The following is a 2,577-nucleotide window of genomic DNA, read 5'->3' as shown; positions in this document are numbered from 1 at the left end:
GCTTCGACGTATCCATTCCAATGCGGATAATCTGCGTCACGGACGGCTCCCTCGTTTGAGATTTCGACAACCTCATTCTGGCACAACTGATGCCGTAGGGGGCCGTCCACCCCATCAACCACAGGCGGTTGTGGTTACGCTCCGCTGGGCCGGCATCGTTTGCGACAACAGGCATTTGGGGTTATGGGTCCCGGGTCAAGCCCGGGACGACAGGGTGTATTGCCGCGACATCGCCTCACCAATCGTCTAGGGTTGGTTTCCCCGACGAGCGAGGCGATCATGCGCACGAAAAAATTCGGCCACCATGGCCCCAACGTCTCCGTGATCGGGCAGGGCACCTGGTATCTCGACCGCGGCGATCGCAAGGCGGCGGTCGCGGCGCTACGCCGTGGCATCGAGCTCGGCATGACCCATATCGACACCGCGGAGATGTATGGCGACGCCGAACTGGTGATCGCGGATGCGATCGAAGGCCGGCGCGACGAATTGTTCCTGGTTTCAAAAGTGCTGCCCAGCAACGCCTCGCGCCGCGGCACCATCACCGCCTGCGAGCGCTCGCTGAAGCGGCTGAAGACCGACCACCTCGACTGCTATCTCCTGCACTGGCGCGGATCCTATCCGCTGGAAGACACTGTCGCCGCGTTCGAGGAACTGGTCGCCTCCGGAAAAATACGGTCCTGGGGCGTCAGCAATTTCGACGCCGATGATCTTAGCGAGATGCTGGACGTTTCTGGTAAGGGCAGGATCGCCTGCAACCAGGTGCTCTATCACCTGCAGGAGCGCGCGATCGAGCACGCCGTGATCCCCTGGTGCGAGAAGCATGGCGTTGCCGTCGTCGCGTACTCGCCGTTCGGCCACAATGATTTTCCTTCGCCACGGAGCAAGGGCGGGGAGGTGCTGCAGGAGGTCGCGAAGGCGCACAACGCCACGCCACGCCAGGTCGCGCTGGCTTTTCTCACCCGCGCGGCTTCCGTGTTCTCGATTCCGAAAGCGTCGAGCGCGGAGCACGCCGCTGAGAATGCGGCGGCCGGCGATCTCGTGCTCAGTGCCAGCGAGATCGAAGCTTTGGACAAGGCTTTTCCGCGCGGTCCCAAGCCGCGAAGTTTGCCGATGCTCTAGCCATAGCGAACACGATTCTTAACAAAGTGTTGCAACCTTCGTGGCGTGCTGCCGCGCACATTCGCGCATATCGGCGTCCTGTTTTCGGACCTTGTCGTGCGCCGCCATTTGGCGTTTTTTAGAGGCTCGCAGATTCGCTTATTTGTGCCTCCGAGATTGCCGTGACACCGCCCCCCGCCGCAGCCGCCAGGCTGGACAGCGCACCTTTGCCATTGCCTGCAAAGAAATCTTCGCCTGCGAAGAAATCCGTCTCCCGCAAAGCCCCCGCGCGCGCCGATCGGCCATTCAAGGGCATCGCGCTGATCCTGCTGTCGACGATTTTTCTCGGCACGTCCGACGTCACCTCGAAATATCTGTCGGCGACGCTGCCATCGATCGAGATCACCTGGATCCGCTTCTTGGTGTTCGCGCTGATCATGTCGCCGGCGATGCTGCCGGGCTCGCCGCTCTTTGCGCTGCGAACCGGCCGGGTCGGCTTGCAGTTCCTCCGCGGCGCGACGCTGCTCGGCTCGTCGCTGTTCTTCATCTCCGGCTTAGGCTTCCTCCCGATCGCGGAGGCCTCCGCCACCGGCTTCGTGTCGCCGCTGTTCGTCACCGCGCTGTCGATCATTTTCTTGAGCGAGAAAGTCGGCCTGCGGCGCTGGATCGCGACCGCGCTCGGCCTCATCGGCGTCCTCATCATTCTGCGTCCCGGCACCAGCGCGTTCCACGCCGCCGCGTTCTTCCCGCTGCTGTCGGCGTTCTGCTGGGCCTCGACCTTGATCATGACGCGCATGATCAGCGGCCGCGATGCCGCCATCACCACCATGACCTATTCCGCGATCACGGGCTTCGCGATCATGACCGTCATGGTGCCGTTCGCCTGGGTCACGCCGAGCTGGCACGACATTCTTCTCGGCATCCTGGTCGGCGTGGCCTCGACCGCCGGCCAGTGGATCGTGGTGCTGGCTTTCCGCTATGCCGATGCCTCGGTGCTGGCGCCATTCTCCTACACGCAATTGCTGTGGGTCAGTCTGCTCGGCTTCTTCATCTTCGGCGAGGTGCCTGGCGTCTGGACCATCACCGGCGCCGCCTTCATCGTCGCGTCCGGCCTCTACACCGCCCACCGCGAGCGAATCCGTCGCTCGCAGCTCCTGACCGTGCCCGGCGAGCCCTCGCCGAACGCCTGATTCCGTGCGCGGAGTGAGACGTATCGCCGCGCAATCGTTGCGACAGCGCCACAGTGGCGCCGCGAAAGCTGAGCGATCAGCCGCCTTTCGCCGGATTTTTGCCACCCGCCGGGAAACCGCATGCTACCTGAGTTCCAGGGACGCGCCGCGAGGTGCGGGGGAATGAGCGACTATCTGGATTGTCAAGTTGCATTGGCGTAAGCGGCACGCGCCTCGCGTGCTTTGGCGTTGAGGCGGACCAGGAGCTTACGGGCGAGCGCAATGCGAATGACCATTTTTTCCTTTCCGG

The 2,577-nt window shown here is 63.3% G+C and carries 2 protein-coding genes and 1 pseudogene; 2 read left to right on the top strand and 1 reads right to left on the bottom strand.

Annotated features, from left to right (window positions below):
* Positions 1-279: 279 nt before the first annotated feature.
* Both ACZYOF_RS43355 and ACZYOF_RS43350 read left to right on the top strand, forming a co-directional pair.
* Positions 280-1,119: an aldo/keto reductase gene (locus ACZYOF_RS43355; protein ID WP_463719544.1), complete on the top strand. Its 840-nt coding sequence runs from the start codon at positions 280-282 to the stop codon at positions 1,117-1,119.
* A gap of 212 nt (positions 1,120-1,331) precedes the next feature.
* Positions 1,332-2,288 (top strand): DMT family transporter, encoded by a 957-nt coding sequence (locus tag ACZYOF_RS43350; protein WP_463719545.1) that lies wholly within the window; start codon positions 1,332-1,334, stop codon positions 2,286-2,288.
* Between the two features lie 182 nt (positions 2,289-2,470).
* On the opposite strand, the pseudogene ACZYOF_RS43345 reads toward ACZYOF_RS43350, so the two are convergent.
* Positions 2,471-2,577 (bottom strand): annotated as a pseudogene (locus tag ACZYOF_RS43345) (IS110 family transposase); the annotation flags it as partial.

The sequence above is a fragment of the Bradyrhizobium sp. LeoA1Lang genome (assembly GCF_055413685.1).
This window is presented reverse-complemented; position numbering and strand designations above follow the sequence as displayed.